General features: G+C 61.1%; 26 protein-coding genes and 1 pseudogene. 12 read left to right on the forward strand and 15 right to left on the reverse strand.

Annotated elements, in window-relative coordinates:
- The 11 genes from NKH02_RS22920 to NKH02_RS22970 form a co-directional block, all read right to left on the reverse strand.
- Positions 1 to 448: TCP-1/cpn60 chaperonin family protein (locus NKH02_RS22920; RefSeq protein WP_352881691.1), on the reverse strand; the 448-nt coding region annotated here is incomplete at its 3' end.
- 63 nt (positions 449 to 511) lie between these two features.
- Entirely contained in the window at positions 512 to 808 is a 297-nt protein-coding gene (groES, locus tag NKH02_RS22925; RefSeq protein ID WP_019863563.1) for a co-chaperone GroES, read from the reverse strand.
- Between the two features lie 430 nt (positions 809 to 1,238).
- Positions 1,239 to 2,222 carry a 3-oxopimeloyl-[acyl-carrier-protein] synthase BioZ gene (gene bioZ / locus NKH02_RS22930; protein WP_352631750.1) on the reverse strand — a complete coding sequence of 328 codons (984 nt, stop codon included), beginning with the start codon at positions 2,220 to 2,222 and terminating at the stop codon, positions 1,239 to 1,241.
- Positions 2,219 to 3,484, reverse strand: coding sequence for an adenosylmethionine--8-amino-7-oxononanoate transaminase (locus tag NKH02_RS22935; protein WP_352631748.1), 1,266 nt, complete (start codon positions 3,482 to 3,484; stop codon positions 2,219 to 2,221). The genes bioZ and NKH02_RS22935 overlap by 4 nt, the downstream gene beginning before the upstream one ends.
- Positions 3,484 to 4,119: a dethiobiotin synthase gene (bioD, locus tag NKH02_RS22940; protein ID WP_023735844.1), complete on the reverse strand. Its 636-nt coding sequence runs from the start codon at positions 4,117 to 4,119 to the stop codon at positions 3,484 to 3,486. The genes NKH02_RS22935 and bioD overlap by 1 nt, the downstream gene beginning before the upstream one ends.
- Positions 4,116 to 5,264: an 8-amino-7-oxononanoate synthase gene (locus tag NKH02_RS22945; RefSeq protein ID WP_352631746.1), complete on the reverse strand. Its 1,149-nt coding sequence runs from the start codon at positions 5,262 to 5,264 to the stop codon at positions 4,116 to 4,118. Before NKH02_RS22945 ends, bioD begins: the two co-directional genes overlap by 4 nt.
- The gene (gene bioB, locus NKH02_RS22950) at positions 5,261 to 6,259 is read right to left on the reverse strand and encodes a biotin synthase BioB (RefSeq protein ID WP_050591511.1); all 999 of its coding nucleotides are present in this window, start codon (positions 6,257 to 6,259) and stop codon (positions 5,261 to 5,263) included. The genes NKH02_RS22945 and bioB overlap by 4 nt, the downstream gene beginning before the upstream one ends.
- 94 nt (positions 6,260 to 6,353) lie before the next feature.
- Positions 6,354 to 7,208, reverse strand: coding sequence for a carboxylating nicotinate-nucleotide diphosphorylase (gene nadC / locus NKH02_RS22955; RefSeq protein WP_352723288.1), 855 nt, complete (start codon positions 7,206 to 7,208; stop codon positions 6,354 to 6,356).
- Positions 7,208 to 8,749 carry an L-aspartate oxidase gene (locus NKH02_RS22960; protein ID WP_352881738.1) on the reverse strand — a complete coding sequence of 514 codons (1,542 nt, stop codon included), beginning with the start codon at positions 8,747 to 8,749 and terminating at the stop codon, positions 7,208 to 7,210. The genes nadC and NKH02_RS22960 overlap by 1 nt, the downstream gene beginning before the upstream one ends.
- On the reverse strand, positions 8,746 to 9,720 hold the full coding sequence (nadA, locus tag NKH02_RS22965) for a quinolinate synthase NadA (RefSeq protein ID WP_023766591.1): 975 nt from the start codon (positions 9,718 to 9,720) through the stop codon (positions 8,746 to 8,748). Before nadA ends, NKH02_RS22960 begins: the two co-directional genes overlap by 4 nt.
- Before the next feature lie 67 nt (positions 9,721 to 9,787).
- Positions 9,788 to 10,756, reverse strand: a complete 969-nt coding sequence (locus tag NKH02_RS22970) for an NUDIX hydrolase (RefSeq protein WP_023735838.1) — start codon at positions 10,754 to 10,756, stop codon at positions 9,788 to 9,790.
- Between the two features lie 173 nt (positions 10,757 to 10,929).
- On the opposite strand from NKH02_RS22970, the gene panB reads away from it, so the two are divergent.
- From panB to NKH02_RS23005, 7 genes and pseudogenes are all read left to right on the forward strand, one after another.
- Positions 10,930 to 11,790: a 3-methyl-2-oxobutanoate hydroxymethyltransferase gene (panB, locus tag NKH02_RS22975; RefSeq protein ID WP_352881694.1), complete on the forward strand. Its 861-nt coding sequence runs from the start codon at positions 10,930 to 10,932 to the stop codon at positions 11,788 to 11,790.
- Positions 11,787 to 12,644, forward strand: coding sequence for a pantoate--beta-alanine ligase (gene panC / locus NKH02_RS22980; protein WP_352881696.1), 858 nt, complete (start codon positions 11,787 to 11,789; stop codon positions 12,642 to 12,644). Before panB ends, panC begins: the two co-directional genes overlap by 4 nt.
- Before the next feature lie 92 nt (positions 12,645 to 12,736).
- Positions 12,737 to 13,462: a LuxR family transcriptional regulator gene (locus NKH02_RS22985; RefSeq protein ID WP_023766594.1), complete on the forward strand. Its 726-nt coding sequence runs from the start codon at positions 12,737 to 12,739 to the stop codon at positions 13,460 to 13,462.
- A gap of 93 nt (positions 13,463 to 13,555) precedes the next feature.
- Complete coding sequence (locus NKH02_RS22990; protein WP_352834931.1) at positions 13,556 to 14,188, forward strand: acyl-homoserine-lactone synthase; 633 nt, start codon at positions 13,556 to 13,558, stop codon at positions 14,186 to 14,188.
- A gap of 22 nt (positions 14,189 to 14,210) precedes the next feature.
- A complete protein-coding gene (locus NKH02_RS22995; protein ID WP_352487474.1) occupies positions 14,211 to 14,585 on the forward strand; it encodes a transcriptional regulator domain-containing protein in 375 nt (124 codons plus the stop codon).
- Between the two features lie 58 nt (positions 14,586 to 14,643).
- Positions 14,644 to 15,054 carry a DUF2285 domain-containing protein gene (locus tag NKH02_RS23000; RefSeq protein WP_023762811.1) on the forward strand — a complete coding sequence of 137 codons (411 nt, stop codon included), beginning with the start codon at positions 14,644 to 14,646 and terminating at the stop codon, positions 15,052 to 15,054.
- A 165-nt stretch (positions 15,055 to 15,219) separates the two neighbouring features.
- Positions 15,220 to 15,734: pseudogene (locus NKH02_RS23005) on the forward strand (hypothetical protein); the annotation flags it as partial.
- Positions 15,735 to 15,780: 46 nt separating this feature from the next.
- On the opposite strand, the gene NKH02_RS23010 reads toward NKH02_RS23005, so the two are convergent.
- Both NKH02_RS23010 and NKH02_RS23015 read right to left on the reverse strand, forming a co-directional pair.
- On the reverse strand, positions 15,781 to 15,957 hold the full coding sequence (locus NKH02_RS23010; protein ID WP_023762808.1) for a class I SAM-dependent methyltransferase: 177 nt from the start codon (positions 15,955 to 15,957) through the stop codon (positions 15,781 to 15,783).
- 35 nt (positions 15,958 to 15,992) lie between these two features.
- On the reverse strand, positions 15,993 to 16,166 hold the full coding sequence (locus NKH02_RS23015) for a hypothetical protein (RefSeq protein ID WP_352604117.1): 174 nt from the start codon (positions 16,164 to 16,166) through the stop codon (positions 15,993 to 15,995).
- Between the two features lie 255 nt (positions 16,167 to 16,421).
- Between NKH02_RS23015 and glmS the strand changes: the two genes are divergently transcribed.
- Positions 16,422 to 18,242 (forward strand): glutamine--fructose-6-phosphate transaminase (isomerizing), encoded by a 1,821-nt coding sequence (gene glmS / locus NKH02_RS23020; RefSeq protein ID WP_352881700.1) that lies wholly within the window; start codon positions 16,422 to 16,424, stop codon positions 18,240 to 18,242.
- A gap of 519 nt (positions 18,243 to 18,761) precedes the next feature.
- Entirely contained in the window at positions 18,762 to 19,016 is a 255-nt protein-coding gene (locus NKH02_RS23025; RefSeq protein ID WP_023735822.1) for a helix-turn-helix domain-containing protein, read from the forward strand.
- A 926-nt stretch (positions 19,017 to 19,942) separates the two neighbouring features.
- Here the strand turns inward: NKH02_RS23025 and NKH02_RS23030 are convergent.
- Complete coding sequence (locus NKH02_RS23030) at positions 19,943 to 20,332, reverse strand: hypothetical protein (protein ID WP_023735820.1); 390 nt, start codon at positions 20,330 to 20,332, stop codon at positions 19,943 to 19,945.
- 403 nt (positions 20,333 to 20,735) lie between these two features.
- On the opposite strand from NKH02_RS23030, the gene queC reads away from it, so the two are divergent.
- From queC to queE, 3 genes are read left to right on the forward strand one after another with little or no spacing between them, the layout of a single operon-like run.
- Positions 20,736 to 21,434 carry a 7-cyano-7-deazaguanine synthase QueC gene (queC, locus tag NKH02_RS23035; RefSeq protein ID WP_352881702.1) on the forward strand — a complete coding sequence of 233 codons (699 nt, stop codon included), beginning with the start codon at positions 20,736 to 20,738 and terminating at the stop codon, positions 21,432 to 21,434.
- The gene (gene queD / locus NKH02_RS23040) at positions 21,434 to 21,790 is read left to right on the forward strand and encodes a 6-carboxytetrahydropterin synthase QueD (protein WP_023673552.1); all 357 of its coding nucleotides are present in this window, start codon (positions 21,434 to 21,436) and stop codon (positions 21,788 to 21,790) included. Before queC ends, queD begins: the two co-directional genes overlap by 1 nt.
- Positions 21,787 to 22,521, forward strand: a complete 735-nt coding sequence (queE, locus tag NKH02_RS23045; RefSeq protein ID WP_023735817.1) for a 7-carboxy-7-deazaguanine synthase QueE — start codon at positions 21,787 to 21,789, stop codon at positions 22,519 to 22,521. Before queD ends, queE begins: the two co-directional genes overlap by 4 nt.
- 335 nt (positions 22,522 to 22,856) lie before the next feature.
- Here queE and hemN read toward each other — a convergent pair whose 3' ends face one another.
- Positions 22,857 to 24,206, reverse strand: a complete 1,350-nt coding sequence (gene hemN / locus NKH02_RS23050; RefSeq protein WP_352881704.1) for an oxygen-independent coproporphyrinogen III oxidase — start codon at positions 24,204 to 24,206, stop codon at positions 22,857 to 22,859.
- Positions 24,207 to 24,285: the final 79 nt, after the last annotated feature.

Consider the following 24,285-nt stretch of genomic DNA (forward strand, 5'->3'; position numbering starts at 1 on the left):
TCGTGCCGACCTGGGCAACTTCCTCGGAGGTCTTGATCTTCTTGGCAGCCTTGCCGAGCGCCGCGACGACTTCGGTCACGGCCAGATCGATGCCGCGCTTCAGGTCCATCGGGTTCATGCCGGCGGCAACGGCCTTGTTGCCTTCCTGGACGATCGACTGCGCCAGAACGGTCGCGGTTGTGGTGCCGTCGCCGGCGATGTCGTTGGTCTTCGAAGCAACTTCGCGGATCATCTGCGCGCCCATGTTTTCGAACTTGTCGGAAAGTTCGATTTCCTTGGCGACGGTGACCCCGTCCTTGGTGATGCGCGGTGCGCCGAACGACTTGTCGATGACGACGTTGCGGCCCTTGGGGCCGAGCGTGACCTTCACCGCGTCGGCGAGGATGTTGATGCCGTGAAGCATGCGCTCACGGGCATCGCGGGAGAATTTTACGTCTTTGGCAGCCATTTTTTTACTCCTGGGCATCTCGCCCGAAATTCAGATTTGATGGTGCGAAGGAAAGGCCTGATATCAGCCGATGATGCCCATAATGTCGGATTCCTTCATGATCAGAAGGTCTTCGCCATTGAGCTTGACTTCGGTACCCGACCACTTGCCGAACAGGATGCGGTCGCCGGCCTTGACGTCCAGCGGGACCAGCTTGCCAGCTTCGTCACGAGCGCCGGAGCCGACGGCGATGATCTCGCCTTCCTGCGGCTTTTCCTTCGCCGTATCCGGGATGATGATCCCGCCGGCGGTCTTGGATTCGGATTCGACCCGGCGAACGACCACGCGGTCATGCAGCGGCCGGAAATTCGACTTTGCCATTTTTGGATGTCCTTGGTGCGGATGTTGAACGGTTCTCCGTTGCCGGAGCGTGCTTAGCACTCAGCGGAAGCGAGTGCTAACGCGGCAATGAGATAAGCCGCATGCTCCTGCTAGTCAAGACGAAAGAGCAAAGAGCAAAGAGAAAAGAGCAGACAGCAAAGAGAAGAGAGCAAAGAGCGTGTAAGCATCGAGCCGTTTATGTGAACAATGTCGGGTATCAGACATATATGGGGCGGCTCACCCTTTGTATTTGAGCTTTATTCAGATGGCACGAATGATGCAACAGGTGATGCATTTGATCGCATCCAGAGGCTCGCACGGGGTCGTGCTGCGTCAGCTCGGTCATGTCGAGCTTCAGAAGGCCATTTTGGCATTGGTTCTGTTGCCCTATTCCCATTCATGACCAGTCCTGCGCGCGTGAGCCGGCCGGCTAGATTCCAACCACGAGAGCGCCGCCGCTGAGACCCGCACCCGCCGCCGACAGAAGGATTTTCTCTCCAGGCTGGAATGGCTCCGTCTGGTTGGCGAGCGAGAGCGACAGCGGGATCGTCGCGGCCGAAGAGTTGCCGTATTCGGCAATCGTCTTGACAATTGCTTGGTCCGCGATGCCGAGGTTCCTCCCGACCGCGTCGAAAATCCGAGTATTGGCCTGATGCGGCACGAACCGGCCGAGATCGTGTGGCCGCACTCCGGCAGCGGCTAGCGCGTTTATCGAGCAATCGGTCATCATCTCGACGGCCTTTGCGAACACTTCGCGGCCGTCCGCCATCCTCATCCGGGTTTGCGCGAGATCGAGGTCACCGTGGAACGGCTTGTTGCTTCCTCCTGCGGGAATCTGGATCAGCCCGTAGCGCGAGCCGTCCGAAGCCACCGAGGCACCGAGAATGCCCCGATCAGCATCATCGCACTGACCGATCACCAGGGCGCCGGCGGCATCGGCAAACAGGACCGAGCTTGCGCGCTCGGCTGGATTGATGCGGCGGCTGAGGATGTTGGCGGCGATAACAAGGCTCGCTTTGCCGTGCAGGCGGGTAAATCCGTCCGCAAACATCAGCGCATAGATGAAGCCGGCGCAGGCGCCGGTCAGATCCACCGCGCCTGCGCGGCCAAGGCCAAGCTTGTGTGCGACCAGCGGCGCGCTGGGCGGCAGAAGATGGTCGGGCGTCGAGGTGGCAAGCAACAGCAGACCGATGTCGTGGCGCGCAATACCGGCGTTCGCCAGCGCCATGTCGCCGGCCTGCGCAGCAAGACCAGACAGCGTGTCTTCGTCGGTTGCCCAGAAGCGCGACCGTATCCCGGTACGCCTTTCGATCCAGCCTGGATCAAGACCGAGATTGCTCTCGATTTCGGCATTCGCCACCTTTCGCCCAGGCGCATGATGGCCAAACCCGAGAATGCGCGACGACTTGCTCATGGCCTGGACCCGAAGCGTTCGCCCGCCTCCTCAATGGCGTCATAGAGTCGCTCGAGCTCGTCGCCGGTGATGCAATAGGGTGGCAGAAGGTAGAGGACATTGCCGAGCGGGCGCACAAGTAGCCCTCGCTCGAGGAAGAAAGCGCGCAGTTTCGGTCCGATCTCGGCGAGATAACCTGCGGAACCGGTTCGCAGGTCGAGCGCCGCGATCGTGCCGGTCGCCCGGCAGTCGGTGAAGAAGCTGTTGTCGCGAAAGCGTCGAAGCCCGGTGGCCTGCATTGCGCTCAAGGCCGCAATGCGCTCGGCCACCGGCTCGTCCCGCCAGATCTCGACATTGGCAAGTGCTGCCGCGCAGGCAATCGGGTTGGCAGTGTAGGAGCTCGAATGGAAAAACGTCTTCTTCCGGTCCTCGGAATAATGAGCCTGGAAGATGGCATCGGTGGCAAGCGTTACGGCCAGCGGGATGGCGCCGCCGGTCAGGCCTTTCGAGGTGCACAGGATATCTGGAGAGATCGATGCCTGCTCGCAGGCGAACATGGTTCCGGTCCGCCCCCAGCCGGTCATCACTTCGTCGGCGATCAGCAGCGTGCCGGAGGCCTCAGTGATCTTCTTCAATTCGGCCAGAATTGAAGCCGGATACATCAGCATGCCGCCGGCGCCCAGCACCAGCGGCTCGACGATTAAGGCTGCGGCTCGTCGATCGCGGGTCACAGCCTCTAAACGATCCAGCGTCTCCTGCTCGCGCCCCGCTGCCGGAAAGGGGATGGTGGCGACCTCGAACAGCAAGGGTTCGTAGGCGGCGTTGAACACGCCACGCGCACCGACGCTCATCGTGCCGATCGTGTCGCCATGATAGCTGTGATGCATGACGACGATGCGCGAGCGTGGGGCGCCGATGTTGCGGAAATAACCGAGTGCCATCTTCAGCGCTACTTCGACCGAGGTCGAGCCACTGTCGGAATAGAACACCCAGTCGAGTCCAGCGGGAGCGAGGCCGACAAGCGCCTTGGCCAAGCGCTCTGCCGGCTCGTGCGTGAAGCCCGCAAAGATAATCTGGTCGAGGCTCGACGCGGTTGTCTCGATTGCCTTCATGATGCGGGGATGGCGGTGGCCATGTGTGACGACCCACCAGGAGGAGATGGCGTCCAGGATGCGGGCGCCGTCGGCCCTGCGGAGATAGGCGCCTTCAGTCCGGACGATTTCTGGGATCGCAGGCTCGAGCGCGTGCTGGGTGAAGGGATGCCACACATGAGACTGCGACATCAGTCACCTCCAGTAATCGAGGCGAAGGCGAAGCCGGCAATCATTGCGTCCCTCAGTGTCTTGCCCGTCAGCAGATCGAGGTGCGGCAGCCTGCCGAGCTGCGGCGCACCGCTGAATTCCACGATGGTCCGTTGCGTATCGGCCATCTCATCGCCGATGAAAGCGATGCCGGCCAACGGGATGGATCGGGCGCGGAGCGCCTCGATCGAGAGCAAGGTGTGGTTGATGGTGCCGAGCGTGGTGCGGGCGCACAGAATGACGGGCAGCCGCCATTCAGCGAAGATGTCGATGAGCCTTGTGCGCCGGTTAAGCGGCACCATCAGGCCGCCGGAGCCTTCGATGACGAGCGGCGTCGGTAGCACGGGAAAAGCAAGATCGGCAGCCTTGATCGCCACGCCGTCGATCTCGGCCGAACGATGCGGCGACAGCGGGCTCCGCAAGCGGTAGGCTTCCGGCAGCACGCGCTCTGAGGGCAAGCCGGCAAGCCGCGCGACCACCTCGCTGTCGGTCTCGCCGTCGAGGCCCGATTGCACCGGTTTCCAGTAAAAGCCGTCGAGCAAACCGGCGAGCCCAGCCGCAAACACGGTCTTGCCAACTCCCGTGTCGGTTCCGGTGATGACGATGCGTTGGGTCATATCGCCTCCGGCAATCTTTGGGCCAACACCTCGACCAGCGCCTCGACCATGGCGGAAATGTCGGCTTCGCCGATATTGAGCGTCAGTGAGATGCGCAGCCGCGACGTGCGCACGGTCGGAGGACGAATACCGCGTATGTCGAAGCCGCGGGCCTGCAGGCGCGCCGCCACTGCCATGGTGCGCCTGACATCGCCGATTACGAGGGGCTGGATCTGCGAGCCGCTGGGTATCACGCCGCAGCGCTCGGCCAGCTGGCGGCCGGCGAGGGCAACGCGTTCATGCAGCTGAACACGCCGCATAGGCTCGTCGGCGAGCATTGCGAGTGCTTCGCGCACTGCCACTGCCATCAGCGGCGATGGCGCGGTGGCGTAGATGAATGGCCGGCAACGGTTGATCAGATACTCGCACAGTGTCCTCGGCCCGGTCACGAGCCCACCAGATGCGCCGAGCGCCTTGCCGCAGGTGTGGAGCGCGACGATGTTGTCGCGGCCCTCGAAAGCGGCGGCAAGCCCCCGGCCGTCCGGTCCCCAGACGCCGGTCGAATGCGCCTCGTCAATGACGATGAATGCGCCGTGCCGATCGGCAAGCGCGACCAGGCTCTCCAAAGGCGCGCAGTCGCCATCCATGCTGTAAAGGCTTTCCACCGCGATCCAGACGCATCCCATGCCGCCTGCGGCGCGCCAACGTGTGATCGCATCCTCAACAGCGGTTGCATCGTTGTGCGCGGCCAGCACGAACTGTGCGCGCCCGGCCTGCGCACCCTCATGCATGCTGGCATGGGCGAGCTCATCGAGAACCAAAAGATCGCCTTTCTGCGGCAGGGCACTCAGCAGAGCGAAGTTGGCGATGTAGCCGCTGCTGAAGAACAGCGCGCGGTCGGCTCCAAAGAATGCCGCCGCGTCTGCCTCGAGCTGCTCGTGTTCCGGTGCATTGCCGCGCAACAGCCGCGACCCGGTGGCGCCAACCGGCGTGCCCCGCGCAATCGCCGCCACAACAGCATCGCCAAGTCTCCTGGACGAGGCCAGCCCGAGATAGTCGTTCGACGAGAAGTCCAGCCCGGCGCGGGGCGAAAGCGTCCGCAGCCGGTCCTTGCGCGCCAGCCTCTTCAAGGTCGCATCATAACTGGCAAGCGGCGCCCCGTTCATTGCGCTTCGAGTTCCATCGGCTCGATGCCAAGGCGCCGGAACAGCAGGGTATCCTTGTCCTCACCGGGATTGTCCGCCGTCAGCAGCGTGTCGCCGACGAAAATCGAGTTGGCGCCGGCAAAAAAGCACAGCGCCTGCATCTCATCGGTCATGGCCATACGGCCGGCGGAGAGACGGATATGCGATTTCGGCATCATGATGCGCGCCAGCGCGATCACGCGCACGAATTCGATCGGCTCAATGGGCTTGGCATCGGCAAGCGGCGTGCCGGCGATCGGAATCAGCATGTTGATCGGAACGCTTTGCGGATGTTCCGGCAGATTGGCCAGCGTCACCAACATGTCGATCCGGTCCACCGGCTCCTCGCCCATGCCGATAATGCCGCCGCAGCAGACCTTGATGCCGGATCGACGAACCTGCTCAAGCGTGTCGAGCCGCTCGGCATAGCCGCGCGTGCTGATGATCTCGCTGTAGTAGCGTTCCGACGTATCGATGTTGTGGTTGTAGTAGTCGAGGCCCGCTTGCTTCAGTCGAGCGGCTTGCTCAAGATCGAGCATGCCGAGCGTCATGCAGGTCTCCATGCCCAGCGCCTTGACGCCTTCGACCATCGCCACCACCGCATCCATGTCGCGCGCCTTGGGGTTTCGCCAGGCCGCGCCCATGCAATAACGCGTGGCGCCGGCATCACGCGCCTTGGTCGCCTCGGCGATGACGCGCCGGACCTCCATCAGCTTCGACGCCTTCAGGCCGGTTTCGTGACGCGCCGACTGGCTGCAATAGCCACAATCCTCCGGGCATCCTCCCGTCTTGATGCTGAGCAGCCGGCTGAGCTGGACCTTGTTTGGATCGAAATTCTGGCGGTGCACCGTTTGCGCCAGGAAGAGGAGATTGTTGAAGGGGGCATGGTAAAGTGCCTGAGCCTTCTCCAGGGTCCACGCTCCGGGGTCAGGGGATTGAGCCTGTGGCGATGTCTGCGTTGAACTTGCCGTTTGCATGTCCATGCTGTTCCTCCGGTCTGTCTTGCGGGGTCTTTGCTATCTGACTGTTGACGATCGGAGAGGACAGTTGACCCAATCCTGACTCAGACAATCATGAGCCCCGATGGTCGAGGCCGATATCCAGGATCGGCGCGCTGTGGATGAGTCGGCCGACCGAAATCAGATCAACGCCGGTCGCGGCAACCGCCCGCGCTGTATGGGACGTGATCCCGCCAGAAGCCTCGGTGATAGCGCGGCCACCGACCATTGCGACGGCGCGGCGAAGATCGGGGAGGGACATGTTGTCGAGCAGAACCGCATCGGGAGCGAAGCCAAGTACCTCCTCCAACTGGGCCAGAGTATCGACCTCGACTTCGATCTTGACGAGATGACCGGCCGCTCTTCGTGCTCGCTCGAGCACTGGGCGGACGCCGCCTGCGATGGCGATGTGGTTGTCCTTGATCAAAATTGCATCGTCCAGACCGAAGCGGTGATTGGACCCGCCACCTGCGCGCACGGCATACTTTTCGACTGCCCGCAATCCGGGCGTCGTCTTGCGGGTGCAGACGATCTTCGCGCCATACCCACGAACCGCAGCGACGATCGATGCCGTTGCCGTGGCGATGCCGCTCAGATGGCACAAAAAATTGAGTGCCGTCCTTTCGGCTGTGAGAATGGCCCGGGCCGGGCCAACCACTGATGCAATGATCTCTCCATCCACGACATTGCAGCCGTCTGCGCGCTCCACCGAGATTTCGACAGCAGGATCAATCAAGTGGAAAGCGAGCATCGCCAGATCGAGGCCGGCGACAACTCCGGACTGTCGCGCCACCAACACGGTTCCCGCTTGGTATTCCTTCGGGACGATGGCCTGCGTGGTCAAGTCGCCGGCTCTGCCAAGATCTTCAAGAAGAGCTGCCCGTACAAGCGGCTCAAGCACGACCGTGGGTAGCGGTGAAAGTGTCATCACTTCGGCCCTTCGAGACTTGGCGAGTGTCCGAGTCCCCGCGCTGTAGCCAAGGCGGCTTCGAGGGTGATTTCGGACCGTCGGGCGGCAGTCGCATGATGAGGAAAATCTGTCCGGTAATGAGCGCCGCGGCTTTCTTCGCGCAACAAGGCGGCAACCGCGATCATTAGCCCGACAGCCGCCGGATCCGAGACCGCATCCTTGCTTTCGGCGAGCGGCAATAAGGCACGCGCGGCTGCTTTCAAACCTTCACCATCCCGGACGATGCCGAGTGCGCGCGACAGGAAAACACGCACGGGTATCGGAGCGGGCGGTGGGTAAACGTTGGCAAACGCAGGCCTTGTTCTGCGCGCAGGCGTCCCGGCGACACTTTCAGCGACCCAGCGGGCGCACACGATGGCTTCTGTCAAGGAATTGCTGGCGAGCCTGTTGGCGCCATGCAGTCCTGTCGAAGCGACTTCGCCGCAGGCCCACAGCCCCTTGACGGAGGTTCTGCCGGAGCTGTCCACTGCAACGCCACCCATGTGGTAGTGTTGGGCCGGCCGAATGGGGATGAGATCGCGGGCGGGATTGATGCCCGCTCCACGACAGGCTGATGCGATTGTCGGGAAATGTCGAGCGAATGCCGGGCCAGGCCGTTGTCGGGCGTCGAGAAAAACACGGTGGCCGTCCGCAAGATGGTTCCACACGGCCCGGGCCAAGACATCGCGAGGCGCAAGTTCCGCCCCTGGCACGCTCTGGAGAAAAGCCTGGCCGGTTTCATCGATCAGGGCAGCACCTTCGCCTCGGACAGCCTCGCTGACCAGCGCCATAGGGCGTTCCGGGCCGTCAAGCGCGGTCGGGTGGAACTGGATGAATTCGAGGTCGGCTAGGACAGCTCCAGCGCGGGCCGCAAGTGCAAGGCCTTGTCCGCAACTTCCCCAAGGGTTCGTGGTGTCGAGAAACAGTCCCCCGATGCCACCGGTGGCGAGGACGACCCGCCGTGAGCCGAAGAAGAAAGGTCCGATCGAACAGCTCGCCCAGACGCCCCGGATCGCATTCTCTCGCACGGCCAGCCGGCGCGCTTCCACGCCCTCCACGACAACTATCGACGGAGTGGAACGCACAGCCGCGATCAGGGCACGCATGATCTCACGCCCGGTGCCGTCCCCATGCGCATGAACGATGCGACGTCGGCTGTGTGCGGCCTCCAATCCGAGGCACAGTGATCCTTTCGGCGTGCGGTCAAAGGGAACCCCAAAGGCCGCAAGCCCCTCTATCGCCTTGGGCGCGGCTTGGAGGATGCGGCTCGCCACGTCTCTGTCGCAGAGACCATCCCCGGCAGCAAGCGTATCGGCCAGGTGCATTGCCGGCTCGTCGTCTTCGCCGAAACTTGCAGCCAGACCCCCCTGTGCCCAGGTGCTCGAATTGTCAGCTCCCAGCAGCGACCTTGACAGAAGAAGCACCGGCTCCGGCGACAGTTGAAGCGCGGTCATCAGTCCGGCGATGCCGCCGCCGATGATGATGGGACGCCCGAAGAAGCTGCGGAGGTCGGCGCTCAAACTGCCAGCATCCGTTCGACCGCAAGCCGCGCGCGCCCGGCGATCCCGGGTTCGATGGTTACGACATGTTGGTTCTGCTCGAGCGCCGTGCGGATGTTGGCAAGCGTGATCCGCTTCATGTGCGGGCACAAATTGCAGGGCCGGATGAACTCGACCTCTGGGTGCGCTAACGCGACGTTGTCGCTCATCGAGCATTCCGTCATCAGCACGACACGTGGCGGCCTTTGCCCTTCGACATAGTCGGACATGGCAGCCGTCGAGCCGGAAAAATCTGCTTCAGCCACGACGTCGGGCGGGCATTCGGGATGGGCGAGCACGACCACGCCGGGATGGCTTTCGCGCAACTCGCGGATGTCGGCCGGTGTAAAGCGCTCATGCACCTCGCAATGCCCTTTCCAGGCGATGATCTGTACATCGGTCTGGGCGGCGATATTCTGGGCCAGATATTCGTCCGGCAGCATGATCACCCGGAGAACCCCAAGGGATTCGACGACCGCCTTGGCGTTGCCGGATGTACAGCAGATATCCGACTCGGCTTTCACTTCGGCCGACGTGTTTACATAAGTAATGATCGGAACGCCGGGATAACGCTGGCGCATCAAGCGCACGTCTTCTGCCGTGATTGATTCCGCCAACGAGCAACCGGCGCTGAGATCCGGAATGAGCACGGTCTTGTCCGGATTAAGGAGCTTGGCCGTTTCGGCCATGAAATGGACGCCGGCCAGCACGATGACTTGCGCCTCGATCGTCGCAGCCGTGCGGGCTAATGCCAAGCTGTCGCCGACGATGTCGGCCACGCAATGGAAAATCTCGGGCGTCTGATAGTTGTGCGCCAGGATGATGGCGTTGCGCTCGCGCTTCAGTGCAAGGATCGCCTCGATATCGTCGACGAAAGCCGGCCATTCGATCGGCGGGATCACTCGCCGGACGCGCTCGTAGAGCAACGCGGCCGCAGGCAGCATGGCGCTCATCAACCCTCTCCCGCTTATACTCTAATTGAAAATAACCAGCATATACTTGCTGTGAGTATAAGGGATGTCAACCCCGCGCCAGCGGCAATTTTGTCCCGGCGATGAGCCTATCGTCGAGAACGGCGTGGCGGAAACGGAAAAGCTTCGCTGGCCGGCCGCCGGTCTCAGTAGTGGCCTCTCCGGTCTCCTCGACCAGTTCCTGCTGTTCGATCAGTCGGCGAAAGTTCGGCTTGTGGATGAGCCTGCCGGCGAGCGCCTCCACGGTTCGCTGCAGCTGCAAAAGCGTGAAGACCGTCGGCATCAGCTCAAAGACGACCGGCCGGTATTTGATCTTGGAGCGCAGCCGCGCAATGCCGGTCGCCACGATGCGGCGATGATCGGCGACCATGGACTTGCTGGGCACCAGCGGAGGGGGCGCCCCGTCCCGCCCTCTTACGGCCTCCTGGACCAAGCCTGCTTCGTAAACTAACTCATAGCGTTGCAGCGTGAGTTCCTCGTTCCAAAGGCGGTCGTCGAAGCCAAAGGCTATCGTCGCCCGCTGCCAGCGTTCACGTCGCGTGGCCGCATCGCGGACGCCGTTTGCCCATTCAATCAGGCGTGGTCGCAGAACATCCAGCACGACCGGAGGCGTGCCGGAGCGATGGTCCTCCCATGGAAAATATTCATACCAACTCTGCCATCCGCACTTGGGCGGGCCCGCTGCCTGTTCCTTGCGGGTCAATGCAAGATAGCTGATGGAGATGACGCGCTGCTGGCGCTCGGCGCCGATGCGATCCCGATCAGCGAACGTGTAGAGTTGCTCAATGTACCCCAGCCGATGGCCGGTCTGCTGCTCGACCCACCCCCTCAAGCCGGATTGCAGCGATCGGTGCTCAAGCGCAAAGGGACCGGAGGGCAAGGTGTCCGCCTGGCCGATGGTGAGGACACAGGGTTCACTGTCGTTTACGGCGACCACAAAGGCGATCAGGTCCACTTTGACGTCGTCGGCATTCACGGCGGCTCTGTCTTTCCTGAGTCGTATTGCCTGATCGTCCATGTTCGCGAATTGGTTTGCCAGCTCGGGGGGCACCTTAATCGATTTAGTGTAAGCGCGCCTGTCGGCACGTCAACACCCCACAGCTGCACGGCCATTTTTTAGCTCTTCGCACCTGCACAAAAATGTGCGAAAGGCGACACCCGCGGTTGGTAACGTAGGGGAAGGAGGATCCATTGAGCGCGTTTGGTGATACCAAGGCGATCACACCGCCGGATATTCGTTCGCGCAAAGGTGGGACGCCGCTCGTCTGCCTTACCGCCTATACCACCCCAGTCGCGCGGCTTGTCGATCCCCATTGTGATGTGGTGCTCGTCGGCGACAGCGTCGGCATGGTTCTCCACGGTCTGCCCTCGACGCTCGGTGTCACGCTGGAGATGATGATCACGCATGGCCAGGCGGTTCGCCGTGGCATCAAGCAGGCGCTGATGGTCGTCGACCTGCCGTTCGGTTCCTTCGAAGAAAGCCCAGAGCAGGCTTTCCGAAATGCTGCGCGCGTCATGGCGGAGACCGGCTGCACGGCCGTCAAGCTCGAAGGCGGCGAAACGATGGCAGAGACGATCGGCTTCCTCGCCGCACGCGGCGTGCCGGTCATGGCTCATGTCGGCTTGACGCCGCAGGCCATCAACACCATCGGTGGCTACCGCGTGCAGGGCAGGGGCGGGGATGCCGAGCGCATCAGGCGCGACGCACTTGCCGTGAGCGAAGCGGGCGCCGTTGCGATCGTCCTGGAGAAGGTTCCTGAGGCGCTCGCCCGCCGGATCACGGGGGAGGTGGCGGCCCCGACCATTGGCATCGGTGCCTCAGCAGCCTGTGACGGCCAGATTCTCGTCGTCGACGACATGCTGGGCCTCTTCGGCGACTTCCGACCCAAATTCGTCAAGCGCTATGCTGAACTGGGGGAGGCGGCTGCGGCTGCGATCGCTTCCTATGCGCACGAGGTGAAGGAGCGCCAGTTTCCGGCCGCCGAGCACGTGTTTGCCGATGCGCCCACGCCCGCCGACACGCAAGCCACCAAATGCGGAGAAGCAGCGTGAGCGTGCCGATCGTCAGGAGCGCTGACCAGCTTCGCGAAACCGTCGCCGCATGGCGCCGCGAGGGCGTGAGGATTGCCGTGGTGCCAACCATGGGCGTCCTGCATGAGGGCCATCTCAGCCTGGTGCGCGCTGCACTCGAGAAGGCAGACCGTGTGATCGTGACGCTCTTCGTAAACCCGAAGCAATTCAACAGCCAGGCCGATCTTGCCGCGTATCCGCGCACCGAGGACGAGGATGCCGCCAAACTCGCACCGCTTGGAGCGCACCTGCTTTATGCGCCAGATGCAGAGGAGATGTATCCGGCGGGCTTCGCCACCACCGTTTCGGTGTCCGGTGTCAGCGAGGGCCTGTGCGGTGCCTTCCGGCCGGGACATTTCGATGGCGTGGCGACCGTCGTCGCCAAGCTCTTCCTGCAAACCAGCGCTGACTTCGGCTTCTTTGGCGAAAAGGACTTTCAGCAAATTCACCTCCGCATGGCCCGGGATTTGGATATTCCAATCACCATTGTTGCCTGTCCGACAGTCCGTGAAGCCGACGGTCTTGCGCTATCATCGCGCAATGTGCGGCTCTCGCCAGCGCAACGCGCTGTTGCTCCCAAGCTATCATCGGTCCTGCTCAAGACGGCTGAGCGGCTTGGGCGCGGCTCACCCGTCCTGCCAACGCTTGCAGAATCTCGCGCAGCAATTCTGGCGGCAGGCTATCGCGAGGTCGAATACCTGGAACTTCGCGAAGAGGCAGATCTGCACCCGATGCCAAGCCTTGATCGACCGGCACGGTTGCTTGCCGCGGCCTGGCTCGGCGGCACACGTCTCATAGACAACGTCAGACTATTTCGGATTGGTTCAACAGATTAGCCACGTTCTCGGCACGCGCTGTATCCGTCCGGGATCGTTTAAAACAAGGTCTCTGCCTGGCATTGAGCGAACGGAGGTTACGCACAGGGCAAATGCATCGCGTGTTTGAGAACTTCGTCGAGCAACTGTCTGCAAGTGTTGATGCTGCCGATCTCTGTGAGGCAATGGCCTCCGCTGCAGCCGGCTTCGACTTCCCGCTATTCGCCTATTTCACTTACCCGTCGGCCTCCGGCGACGCCCCCCAATTGATTTCAAACTATCCTTCATCCTGGACATCACGTTATCTGCAACAGCGGTACCACAGGTTTGATCCGGTCATCCTGCGCGGGCTGCAAGGCTGGGATACATTCGATTGGGGTGTGGACCGCGCTCGACACTGTCTGCCGAATTCGCAGCAACAAATTCTGGAGAGTGCGGCTGAGTTTGGCATCTGCGGCGGCCTGACGATGTCCATGCATGATCATCTCGGCCGGTTTGCTGCCCTGACCTTTGCTTCCGACGAGTCCCGTCCGCTTCTGTTGCGGTCACTGGCACGTTACGAAAAAGCATTGCAGCTGGTGGCCATCAACTTTCATATCCACGTCCGGCGCAGGCTCGCCGATGATCGCGTGGTGGATGGTGTAACGCTCACCCCGCGGGAGTTCGAGTGCCTGAAATGGGCGGCGCGCGGCAAGTCGGCTTGGGATATCAGCCAGCTTCTCGGCGTCTCAAAGCGCACCGTGACTTTTCACTTGGAAAACGCCAAGGCAAAGTTTGGCGTTCGAACGATCAACCAGGCCGTTGCACGCATGGCTGCCTCCGGCCAGACGAGATCCTGATTCTTCAGCCACGATACCTGTAAACCTCTACAGGCTGCATCGCTGTCAGCTTTGCCCTTCGATGGCGGGAACACATCCCACATGGAGGCGACCATGATGCAACTGATAACACCAGACTTTTACAACGAGTTTGCAGGCGAACTCAAAGAGATGCACGGGCTCAGGTTTCGGGTGTTCAAGGAAAGGCTCGATTGGGAAGTTGATACCGAAGACCAGATGGAATCCGATCCCTTTGATGCTCTGAAGCCCGTCTATCTGCTCCTCAAAGGATCCGACTGGCGAATTCGCGGTTGCGTGCGTCTTCTGCCCAGCACCGGACCCACAATGTTGCGCGACACCTTCCCGGTGCTGCTGGGTGCTGACGTCGTGCCCTCGACCACCGACATATGGGAGAGCAGTCGTTTCGCGCTCGATCTTCCTCCGTCGGCGCCCAAGGCTGCGGGCGGGCTGGCCCAGGCGACCTACGAGCTCTTCGCGGGCATGATCGAGTTCGGCTTGGCCAAGGATCTGACCCGGATAGTAACGGTGACGGATACGCGCATGGAGCGGATCCTCCGCCTGGCTACGTGGCCATTGTCGCGCATCGGAGAACCCAAATGCGTCGGCAAAACGGAGGCGGTGGCTGGGTTTCTCGAGATTTCCCACGCGAGCCTTTTGCGCATCCGCAGCAGGGGACGTTTGATTGGACCGGTACTGTGGCAACCGGTTCTAGGCCCGTCGGCATAGCGCCATAGTGGACACCTGAGCAATGAAGGATGCTGGTCTGTCCAAGGAAGCGACGGTCGGCCTTGTATGCTGGCCGGACTGGCGTCGCCACGACGCTTACCACTATGCCAGACGATTGCCACGCACTGGCTGGGCCTGGGAGTTTCTTCGGCGCAATCCACAATTCCAGCGCGACCACGCCAAGATGGCACCGTCCGCCTGCATTGTCGGACCCCAAGGCGACATGCAGATAATCGAGTTGACGACAGGATCAGCTCTCCTAAGACAATGGAGCCTTCTTTTTCGCCGACGCGCCACTTTCGGACGCTACATCGGCAAGGGTCTTTTGGGATCCGCGCGATTGCGCCTGTATTCTACGAGCGGCCGCGGAGCCGCTTGGGCTCGACCACGATTTTGAACCGCTTCACCTTTCTTCGCTCTCATGCTGCAAGGACATCCTGCTGACAGCTGCGGGCGTGCAGCACGTGCTGCTGAGGGAGAACTGCCGGAGTCTGCAGATCGCCGTTTCCGGTGCGTCCGTCCTCCGCCCGTTGCGGCTATATGTCGACGCGATCGTTCAGCCGCAGCACCTCAAGTTCCATGTCGCTGCCCTTCAGTTCTTGAACCACGTCAATGGTTGCGCCCGCCTGTCAGCTGCTTGCTTTCCGGCGGAACACCGCGGAGCGCGTCTGCGTATCGTACTCCAGGCTTTGGATGGCTCGCTTGCCGGAGCATCTCATCAGGAGGTCGCCATTGCCTTGTTCGGGACACGCCGCGTCGAAGAAGATTGGCGTCATCCAGGTGGCCATCTTCGCGATCAGGTACGTCGCGCCATCCAACGTGGCCGCTACCTGATGGGCGGCGGCTACAGACAGTTCCTGAGGTAATTGGGGTGGTTGTGATTGTCTTATTCGAACGCGCAACCTCCATTTCTGACTGCAATTGTGCGTTGCACAAAACGTGGCAAGCGCCTAGTTCTTCCGCGGCGAATCGCGGCGAAGCAGTAGGACCCAACCTTCGTCGATGAGTGCATTCATGCCTTGAGGATCCCGATGACCGTTATGAACCCCGACAAAGCCGGCGCGGCAAGCCTTGAAACGATCGCGCGAAACGGCAGCATGCTGCGTCGCATAGCCGTACGCATTCCGACCTACCTGTCGGATATTCGCGAGAACCCGGCGTGGCTGCCCATGTTCATGTTGGCGCGCACCATGCCGGCACGGAGAATGCACTGGCGTGGTGCAAAGCCGGTCCGAAGGTCGCAAAGAGCCCAGGACACGATGTTTGCCGGTGTCAATTGCCAGGACGTTGTCGACGCGCTGCGGATGGATGGGCTTTTTCCCGGCCTCGTGAAGATGTAGCCGCATTCGCCAGGTGCACACCTTGTTTCGGCAATTTCGATCGCCGACTCGAATTCATGCCGGCGGAGCATGCGGAGGCTGAGGCGCGGTTTGGCCGTCCGTTGCTCAGCGGCCATTATTTCGAGCGCATTCTGGGCTGTAACTCGGCCGTTGCCGTCCAAAACGATCCGCTGCTCATGGATATTAGCCTGAGTTCGCTTCGCGGGCCGCGCGGCTCGCCCAGGACCGTCGTCGTCTCGCGCGGCGCCGGTGTCAGTTGACGATGGCATAATGCCCGCCGGGGGCGAGCGCCTCGCGCACGGCACGTGCCAGCCGCGGTCGGTCCGGGACGCCATGGAAAGCGTTGGCCATGAAGACGAGGTCGACGGGGCGTGACACCAGAGTAGCGAGTTCATAGGCGTCGCCGGCGACGAATTCGCAATTGGTCACGCCGGCGCCGGTAGCGGCGCTGCGTGGCCTCCAGCTTAGTCAGGCAGTCCGGCATGTATGAGCATTGTGCCGCCGACTTCGGCATCGGCGATGGTCTGTCTCGGCGACAAGCTGCGGCGACGGCTGTGCCGATCGCCACGGTCGCCCGCCATGTCGTCGCCATAGACATCGACGCCGACCAAGGGCTCGCAGGCCGGTCGTCCGTCCACTGTCCAAGGCCTGCTGGCCTTTCTGAGGCCGTGATCCTGCCGCGGGTGAGTTTGCGATTCTCATAAGAGCGTCAGGCGCGAATAGAACTTTAGGTCCCCACAGCAGCCGACCTATCCATGGGGTGGATGGTAGTGATCACTACAATCAATTGTACCAATATCATGGAATACTACTACAAGGCCGCCACTTAAAGCGGCCGGATGGGTATCCGTCTCGCGTGGGCTGATGCTGCCCGCAAAAATGCGGAGACGAACATGTGCGGGATTGTTGGCATCGTTGGGCAACAGCCGGTGTCGGATCGGTTGATCGGCGCGTTGAAGGGTTTGGAATATCGCGGCTATGATTCCGCCGGCGTTGCGACGATCATCGACGGTGCCTTGCACCGCCGGCGCGCCGAGGGCAAGCTCGTCAATCTCGAGAGGCGACTGAAGGAAGAGCCGCTGAGCGGCAAAGTCGGCATCGGCCACACGCGTTGGGCAACCCACGGGGCCTCGACGGAACGCAATGCGCACCCGCACTTTACCGACGGTGTCGCCGTCGTCCATAACGGCATCATCGAGAATTTCACCGAGCTGAAGGACGAATTGGCGGCGGATGGCGCCGAGTTCCAGACCGACACCGACACCGAGGTCGTTGGGCATCTCTTGGCAAGATACCGCCGCGAGGGCATGAGGCCGCAAGAGGCCACGCGTGCCATGCTGAAACGCGTCAGGGGCGCCTATGCGCTTGCCATCCTCTTCGAAGATGAACCGTCGACCATCACGGCGGCGCGCAACGGACCACCGCTGGCGATCGGTCACGGCGACGGCGAGATGTTCCTGGGCTCCGACGCGATCGCTCTTGCGCCCTTCACCAATGAAATTACCTATCTCATGGACGGCGACTGGGCCATTGTCGGCAATTCGGGCGCCCATATCTTCGATATCGACGGCCATCCCGTCGAGCGTCCGCGCCATATCTCCACGGCCGCGGCCGATCTGGCCAACAAGGGCAGCCATCGCCACTTCATGGAGAAGGAAATATACGAGCAGCCCGAGGTCATCGCCCATGCTCTTCGTCATTACATCAACATCATAGAGGGTCGCGACATGGTTCCTGGCATCGATTTCGCCAAGGTTCCGAGCTTGGCGATCTCTGCCTGCGGGACCGCCTATCTCGCCGGACTGATCGGAAAATACTGGTTCGAACGCTATGCGCGCCTGACGGTTGAAATCGACGTTGCGTCTGAATTCCGTTACCGCGAGATCCCTTTGCCGCCGCAGTCCGCGGCTCTTTTCATTTCGCAGTCCGGCGAAACCGCCGATACGCTTGCATCGTTGAGGTACTGCAAGGAGCGTGGGCTGAAAATTGGCGCTATCGTCAATGCCTGCGAATCGACCATCGCTCGGGAGGCCGATACGGTCTTCCCGATCCTTGCCGGACCGGAGATCGGCGTCGCCTCTACCAAGGCTTTTACCTGCCAGCTTGCCGTTCTAGCCGCACTCGCCCTCAGCGCCGCCAGAGCCCGCGGGACCGTCCCCGAAGGCGAGCTGCAGGCACTCGTCAGGAGCCTCGCCGAATTGCCGCGCGTCATGGGCCAGGTACTCAACAGCATCCAGCCGGAGATCGAGTTCTTGTCGCGCGAACTGTCAAAGTGTCGTGACGTCCTGTATCTCGGCCGTGGCACCAGTTTCCCGCTAGCGATGGAAGGAGCGCTGAAGCTCAAGGAGATTTCCTACATCCATGCCGAAGGCTATGCAGCGGGTGAATTGAAGCACGGGCCAATCGCATTGATAGACGAGAACATGCCGGTGATCGTCATCGCGCCCCATGACCGCTTTTTCGACAAGACCGTCTCCAACATGCAGGAAGTGGCTGCCCGTGGAGGGCGGATTATCCTCATCACCGATAAAAATGGGGCAGCCGCATCGAAACTCGACACCATGCACAGGCTCGTGCTGCCGGTAGTCGACGAGATTATCGCGCCAATGATCTTCTCGCTGCCGATACAGCTTCTTGCCTACCACACGGCGCTCTTCATGGGGACAGATGTAGACCAGCCGCGCAATCTCGCAAAATCGGTCACGGTCGAATGATTGTGAACCTGTACAGATGGCGAAGCTCTCGATGGAAAGCTACCCTTTGGCTGGATCCGGATGAAAACCAGATGACCAGTGTTTGCTGGAATTTGGAATCCCTTTTTTCGGCCGGTCGATCGGGGCACAGGGCGATCGAGCTTCCTAGAGCCGACGTCAGCACGCAGCCGGGGGCTTTCAAGAGTGGGTCTTTCGCTCCCCCGCCGGTGGAGATTGGCCGAAGGAAGCAGTGTCCGTACCGGGAGTTCGAGTTGGTGTTCAGAGTTCCAGGGCCCCCGCCTGAGATGGCCTGATCGGCTGTAGCGCATCCGACCTGCGATCCTTCGCGAATAATTCTCGCCGTTGGCTTTCTTGATTAGAAGGAGGTGAGCCGCCATATTCCGACCCAGCTCCTAATTCAGGCGGCCCATTCCATGGATGAGGCCGGTCCGGCTGAATGGACGTCCATTTTTTGATTTGCTTGGTCTGCGCCGCCGGGGGGTATCTCCCGAGGGAGCTCCCATGTTCTTGGAGATGTTTATGAACGATTCGCGCATTCCCGAACCAGTCTTGACGGCTATGTCGCAGGGGACCCACATCGTCCGCGCTTATCGTGAGCACCTTGGGTATTCGATCGAGGACCTGACGGTCGCGAGCGGGCTTGCCGCTGAGGAAATTCAAAACATCGAGCGAGGTCTGAGGTACAACAAGGGATATCGGGATCGGATAGCGAGATCGCTTTCCATACCTGTGGGAATCCTTGAGGCAGAGTCGCACATTTCGGACGCCGCCTGATCAGTCGGATGATCCGCAATGGGTGGACTGCCGCTCTTGTGATGTGAAGCTTGCGGCTGATTGTAGACGCTGATTCCGTTGGGATGCCTCTGGCGCAGTACCGCCAAGAGAATCTCGTCAACTTTCCGATGCAGGAACCCTTCACATGGGCTCGCGAACAACAAGGCGATATAGCCGCCCGGAGTGCTACGAAACGTGCACGAGGGCATCGGCTCGCGACGAAGGATTGTAACGGCGAACTCTTGGTAGTTCGGCGAGGCGATGCTGGCGCTTGAGCATCAACTCGGCCTACGAGAGTGGCTACTCCTAGGCTGAATCGGCCAACATGGCCGGCATCGCGCCGCTCTGAAAATAACATGGCGGGCATCCTGACGTTTCCGGGTTGACTATGGGTGTTCGAACCACGAAAAGGGGCCGCTCTTCGTGAGTGGCGTGCGCCGGCAGTCTAACCCCAAGCCCCCCGCCCAGGCTGCCGGCGCGCTTCTAGAAAGATCGAGGTAGGCACTCGCTGCGCTCTGCCCGCCGACACCTTGTGCTTCCTCCAGCGAGTCCAGCGGACCACCATGGGTGTTGCCAGTTCTGGTGCTTACCCACGTCCATTTGCGCTCTCGGGTCATTGAGAGTACCGCAAGCACCCTCTCTGCTGGATGGCAACGCGGCTCGCGCCGCCCGTATGCAGCGCAAGCTCCATGCATGAGGTCATCCCTTCAAAATACTTGATGCAGTTGCGCTTGCGTAGCTCCTTGCATGCGCTCGATGCCAGGAGGAGACCTCTGTCTAAACGCTCGCATCGATGCAACGCCGTTGATCACCATCATCGCGGCGACCGCTTCGCGGGGGCCGCAGCCGTTTTGGAGCATGACGATCATGCCGGCGCCATCGCAGTGACGCACATGCAAAATTCACAGATGCATTCTCGCCCAATGCTAGGTGCCCAGCATATGTCCGGCATCCCGCAACGCGGCTACGAAGAGACGGGCATTGCCGTTGGCATCCATCTTGGCCTGCATCGACAGGGGCATCCTGTGCCAGCTCTCCAAGGACGCAATGTAATGTGAGAACATACCGTTAACGATGCAATAGTGGGTAACTAGGCCGTGTACATCCAACGCCAGCACGCCGAATTGGCCGCCGTGATATCGGATGGCTGCGACCCGCTGGACCTGCGCGTCACCGTCGATCCGCACGTCGAAAAGCAAGATGCCGCGGCTCCTGGTGGCTATCTCGGCGGCTTTTTCAGCGAAGCTCAACGAGAGCGAGCGGACGCTTTCGACTGCCATCTGTAAAACCATCAAGTTCAGTTCATCCACTGACATAAGGTACCTGTGCGCAAGACATGGGTGATTGCAATCGACCACACCGCTTGTTCACAGATGTCGGCTCATCACCGGTTATTCAGGGTTTGCCGGTCATCTTTGCGGCAAGCCATCCGGGCTCCTTGTACCCTGCAACCGTTGCAGTGGCGTCCCTCGGCGCTCGGAACCGCCAGGCTCTGCTCGTCGAGAACTTTGTCCGCGAGCAGCGTTCGCTTGAGCATTCCGCTGAAGCGTGACGTCTCACCAGTCCGTGTCCTTGCAGCTCACCGCGAGGGCGTTTTGCGCACCGCACGCAAGCGCACGAAACTGGTCTCCGTTCACTTCACAAAATGGTTTTCCTGAAGTACTGGAGCGCAGAGAAATCTCCGGTCGCAGCCTACCCGGTTAAAACAAGGACCCAACGATGAAGACTCTCGTCGTCTGCTCCGGCGGATTGGATTCCGTTACTCTTGCTCACAAGGTGGCAGCGGAGCACCAGCTTACCGGCCTGCTATCGTTCGATTACGGCCAACGGCATAGGAAGGAATTGGGCTTCGCCACCCTTTGCGCGGAGCGCCTGGGCGTCCCGCAGCGAATCATCGATATCCACGAGATCGGCGGCGGCCTTTCCGGCTCCGCGCTGACCGACAATGTGGACGTGCCCGACGGGCACTATGCCGAAGACACGATGAAGGTAACGGTGGTGCCCAACCGGAACGCCATCATGTTGGCCATTGCCTTCGGCCTCGCCGCAGCGCAAGACGCTGACGCGGTGGCGACGGCCGTGCATGGTGGGGATCATATTGTCTATCCCGATTGCCGTCCGGCCTTCATCGACGCTTTCCAGATGATGCAGGACCACGCGCTCGACGGCTACGCGCAGATTCGCCTTTATGCACCCTATGTGAACCTGAGGAAGGCGGACATTGTTAGGGATGGAGCCACATACGGCACGCTGTTTGCGCAGACCTGGTCCTGTTACAAGGGCGCCGAGCGTCATTGCGGGAGGTGCGGGACCTGCGTCGAGCGGCGTGAGGCGTTTCACATCGCTGGGCACCCGGACCCAACCGAGTACGAGGACTCCGACTTCTGGCTCGGAGCGCTGCGAAGGACCACCGCGTAATGTTCCGCATCACCAAGGAATTCCACTTCTCAGCCTCGCATCAGCTCACCTCATTGCCACCCGATCACCAATGCGCGCGCCTGCACGGACATAACTACATCGTCGAAGTGGAGCTTTCAGCGGATGGACTGGACGATCACGGCTTCGTGCGCGACTACCACGATTTGGCGCCATTCAAACGCTACATCGACGAGAGCTTCGACCACCGACATCTCAACGACGTGCTGGGACACGAGCAAGTCACGGCGGAATATCTGGCCAGACATTTCTACGACTGGTGCAAGGCACGCCTGAGCGAAACCGCGGCCGTGCGGGTGAGCGAAACGCCGAAAACCTGGGCGGAATACCGGCCATGACCAATACTCATCCCGCAATCCGCGTTAGCGAGATTTTCGGGCCGACGATCCAGGGCGAGGGCGTGCTCATAGGTTTGCCGACGATCTTCGTCAGAACCGGCGGGTGTGACTTTCGCTGTTCCTGGTGCGACAGCCTGCATGCTGTGGACAATCAATTCCGCCATGAATGGGAGATGATGTCCGTCGGCGCGGTGTGGAAAAATGTGCTTGCGCTTTCCGGTGGCCGCCCGCTTATGGTGTCGCTGTCAGGCGGCAATCCGGCCATCCAGCCGCTCGGCGCGCTCATCGACCGAGGCCATGGTGACGGTTACCGTTTTGCGCTGGAAACCCAAGGTTCGCTTGCCAGGGACTGGTTTGCGCACCTTGACGTGCTGATCCTCAGCCCAAAGCCGCCGTCAAGCCAAATGACGACAGATTGGGCCGCTGTCGAGGCGTGCCTCCAGGCGGCACAAGGCAAGCCCCAAATCGTGCTCAAGCTCATTGTTTTCGACGAAAGGGACTACGCCTACGCGAAAGACGCCGCTGCGCAATTTCCGCAACTTCCGATCTATCTGCAACCCGGCAATCACACGCCGCCACACCCGGCAAATGATGACGCACCCGTCGACCTTGACGGAATATTGAAGCGCATGGAGTGGCTGGTTGACAGCGTGACCCGCGACAAATGGTTCGAAGCCCGCGTGCTACCGCAGCTGCACGTTATGCTCTGGGGTAACAAGAGAGCCGTCTAGGCCAGGCCCTTTCCACCTGAACTGCACCGGCATATTCGGGTGAACGGGTGGTTCAACGTTGACCGCGCTGCCGGGGTGCTTGCGGACTTCTGCCACCGGCCCAAGTGTTGTCAGCCGCTTGCACGGCACCTTGCATTCTCCTTGCAAGGTCGAAGGGAGCTGTCGCCGACAACCATGATCTGACAGGCAGGGCATGAGCGGGCGATATCGTCGCTATGCCAAGACGCGTCTGGTCCGCTTCGAACCGTCTCGGCCGACGGTCGCCGGTCAACAGTGGAAAACGATCGCAATCGGTTCACGATCGAGTGAGAGCCATGACCGTTCCTCTGCGGTGCTCAGACTGCCGCCGAGTGCCTGGCCGTTCCAGTTTCGAAATATTTGTCGAACCTGGCCGCGATGCTTCGGACGAAAGGGCGACTTTCAGCCGGCACAACGAATCTGTCGCCATCAAGTTCAAGCAATCGAACCGGATCGTGTAGGGCCATGGAACTCGACTGAAGGAGGAGCCTCTGGCCGGCTTCGCCGAAGCGTTCCACCAGATCGATGGCCGAGAAGGCGAAGTCGCACATCAGCCGCTCGATGATCCAGCCGCGAACGCGGTCGTCGTCGGAAAGTGCGATACCGCGGACGGCGGCCAGCCCGCCGTCATCAACCATGCGTCGATATTCGCTGGTCGAAGGCATGTTCTGCGCATAGCCCTGCCGAAACTGACTGATGGATGACGGACCGAGACCGATCAATGTCTCGCAGCGATCCTCTGTATAGCCCTGGAAATTGCGATGCAAAGCCCCCGCGCGAGCCGCTACTGCCAACGCATCGCCCGGTTTGGCGAAATGGTCGAGCCCGATTGCTTCGTATCCTCGGTCAAGAATAGCGTAGGCTGCCAGTTGTGATTGGGCAAACCGCTCCTCCGGCCCTGGCAACCAGGCCTCATCAATCATGGTCTGATGTTTCTTGAACCACGGCACATGGGCGTAGCCAAAAAGCGCTATCCTGTCGGGTTCCAAGGTCAGCGCCTGCGCGACGGTGGAGGAGACGCTCTCCCTCGTTTGATGCGGCAAGCCGTAGAGCAGGTCTAGATTGACCGATTCGACGCCGCGCGAACGAACACCGTCGACTACCGCTTTGGTCTGCAAAAAGCTCTGCTCGCGGTTGATTGCCTTCTGAACCTTCGGATCGAAGTCCTGGACGCCGAGGCTCGCACGGGTCGTGCCGATTTCGGCAAGCGCATCGAGGCGGGCATCGTCCATATCATTGGGTTCGATTTCAACGCTGATCTTGGCGCCGGGAAGAAAGGCGAAGCTGTTGCGCAGGACGGTTCCCAGCGCCACTATATCCTCAGGTTCCAGCATCGTCGGGGAACCGCCGCCGAAATGAACCGCGCGAACTCGGCCCTTGCCGGTAACAAGGCCGCCAACCGTGGCGATCTCCGCATACAGCGAGCGCAGATAAGCGGCCACCGGCTCGTAGTGGCGCGTCTGTTTGGTATGGCACGCGCAGAACCAGCAGAGCCTGTCGCAATAGGGAATATGCAGGTAAAGCGATATCTCGTCACCACCTTCGAGCGCCTCCAACCAGCCTCGGTAAACGACGGCATCGACGCCCGCATGGAAATGGGGCGCAGTCGGATAACTGGTATAGCGCGGGACGTTCTCGCCAAGTCTGGCAGCTAGCTTTTGTCGCATGTCGTGGTCCACCGTGTTTGCGTCGCCCGAACTGTGGATGCTTGGATGAGCCTAAGCCCTGATTTCGATCAACCTTCAG

Origin of the sequence: Mesorhizobium sp. M1396, assembly GCF_040317725.1 — a bacterium.
Taxonomy (GTDB): domain Bacteria; phylum Pseudomonadota; class Alphaproteobacteria; order Rhizobiales; family Rhizobiaceae; genus Mesorhizobium.

Excerpts from the sequence above, each read along its gene's own strand:
- groES (WP_019863563.1), bottom strand. The coding sequence starts at position 808 with ATGGCAAAGTCGAATTTCCGGCCGCTGCATGACCGCGTGGTCGTTCGC.
- bioZ (WP_352631750.1), bottom strand. The coding sequence starts at position 2,222 with ATGAGCAAGTCGTCGCGCATTCTCGGGTTTGGCCATCATGCGCCTGGG.
- NKH02_RS22935 (WP_352631748.1), bottom strand. The coding sequence starts at position 3,484 with ATGTCGCAGTCTCATGTGTGGCATCCCTTCACCCAGCACGCGCTCGAG.
- bioD (WP_023735844.1), bottom strand. The coding sequence starts at position 4,119 with ATGACCCAACGCATCGTCATCACCGGAACCGACACGGGAGTTGGCAAG.
- NKH02_RS22945 (WP_352631746.1), bottom strand. The coding sequence starts at position 5,264 with ATGAACGGGGCGCCGCTTGCCAGTTATGATGCGACCTTGAAGAGGCTG.
- bioB (WP_050591511.1), bottom strand. The coding sequence starts at position 6,259 with ATGCAAACGGCAAGTTCAACGCAGACATCGCCACAGGCTCAATCCCCT.
- nadC (WP_352723288.1), bottom strand. The coding sequence starts at position 7,208 with ATGACACTTTCACCGCTACCCACGGTCGTGCTTGAGCCGCTTGTACGG.
- nadA (WP_023766591.1), bottom strand. The coding sequence starts at position 9,720 with ATGAGCGCCATGCTGCCTGCGGCCGCGTTGCTCTACGAGCGCGTCCGG.
- NKH02_RS22970 (WP_023735838.1), bottom strand. The coding sequence starts at position 10,756 with ATGGACGATCAGGCAATACGACTCAGGAAAGACAGAGCCGCCGTGAAT.
- NKH02_RS22985 (WP_023766594.1), top strand. The coding sequence starts at position 12,737 with ATGCATCGCGTGTTTGAGAACTTCGTCGAGCAACTGTCTGCAAGTGTT.
- NKH02_RS22990 (WP_352834931.1), top strand. The coding sequence starts at position 13,556 with ATGATGCAACTGATAACACCAGACTTTTACAACGAGTTTGCAGGCGAA.
- NKH02_RS22995 (WP_352487474.1), top strand. The coding sequence starts at position 14,211 with ATGAAGGATGCTGGTCTGTCCAAGGAAGCGACGGTCGGCCTTGTATGC.
- glmS (WP_352881700.1), top strand. The coding sequence starts at position 16,422 with ATGTGCGGGATTGTTGGCATCGTTGGGCAACAGCCGGTGTCGGATCGG.
- NKH02_RS23025 (WP_023735822.1), top strand. The coding sequence starts at position 18,762 with ATGAACGATTCGCGCATTCCCGAACCAGTCTTGACGGCTATGTCGCAG.
- NKH02_RS23030 (WP_023735820.1), bottom strand. The coding sequence starts at position 20,332 with ATGTCAGTGGATGAACTGAACTTGATGGTTTTACAGATGGCAGTCGAA.
- queC (WP_352881702.1), top strand. The coding sequence starts at position 20,736 with ATGAAGACTCTCGTCGTCTGCTCCGGCGGATTGGATTCCGTTACTCTT.
- queD (WP_023673552.1), top strand. The coding sequence starts at position 21,434 with ATGTTCCGCATCACCAAGGAATTCCACTTCTCAGCCTCGCATCAGCTC.
- queE (WP_023735817.1), top strand. The coding sequence starts at position 21,787 with ATGACCAATACTCATCCCGCAATCCGCGTTAGCGAGATTTTCGGGCCG.
- hemN (WP_352881704.1), bottom strand. The coding sequence starts at position 24,206 with ATGCGACAAAAGCTAGCTGCCAGACTTGGCGAGAACGTCCCGCGCTAT.